We start from the raw sequence: 825 nt of genomic DNA on the forward strand, positions 1-825 counted from the left end.
GGATATGATATTCGAGCCTCTCGAGTCTTTAGATGATGAGCGGTTCGAATTGCTGGAGAAACTTTCTGAACAAAGTTCAGTTGCTCAGTTGTTTGAAAAGGCGCAGCAAATTGGGGCCATAGCTTCAGATCGCGATCTCTATGACAACGCCTTGAGATATGTCTATTTTCACAGGGCACTACGATCGTATCGAGCTGCGACCCTGCCAATTGAGATACATCAGTTTTATGCAGCTGATCCTTTCCCTAGTCGTCGTGTGCGGGGCAAGAACTCAATCGACCCAGAGGCAAGATCGGTCATGCGCGGCTGGGACCGCGTTTTGAGTGGGGCGGCCATTCATGCAGTTTCAGTTCCAGGCAATCACGTAACGATGATGAGCAACCCAGAAAACCGCAAAGTTTTGGCGCGCATGTTATCGAGAGCCTTGAACAGTTCGCCGACAACAAACGCCAAGGAGAGGTGACGATGGCGCGCTTGCCCCGCCCCAACTCTTACCTTCGATCAGCCTACACCCGACAACGGACTATTTTCGATCGGACTTAACACCGAGGGTCTCGTCCTCGCCATTCTGGCCAATCGGCCTCATCCCGAACAGGGATTCCGGACCTGTTTGGGCGTGCTTCGGCTATTCAAGGATCCGGAACGCGCCGAGCTGATCGCTGCCCGCTGTCAATCGGCCCTTTAATTGCGGGTTGTTGTCAAGCCACCATTCTTTCTCTCCATGGCACGCCGGTAGCGATTGCTCCGTCGGAGCTGGCCGGGATTGCGGAGACGGAGCGATCGCGGATGGCGAGACGATCGCCTGGCGGGATTGGATGTAACCGA

General features: G+C 54.4%; 1 protein-coding gene. It reads left to right on the forward strand.

Features of this window, described 5'->3' with window-relative positions:
• Positions 1-463: hypothetical protein (locus KIP88_RS45870; RefSeq protein ID WP_214494632.1), on the forward strand; the 463-nt coding region annotated here is incomplete at its 5' end.
• Between the last annotated feature and the right edge of the window lie 362 nt (positions 464-825).

The sequence above is a fragment of the Bradyrhizobium sp. SRL28 genome (assembly GCF_018596315.1).
Taxonomy (GTDB): Bacteria; Pseudomonadota; Alphaproteobacteria; order Rhizobiales; family Xanthobacteraceae; genus Bradyrhizobium.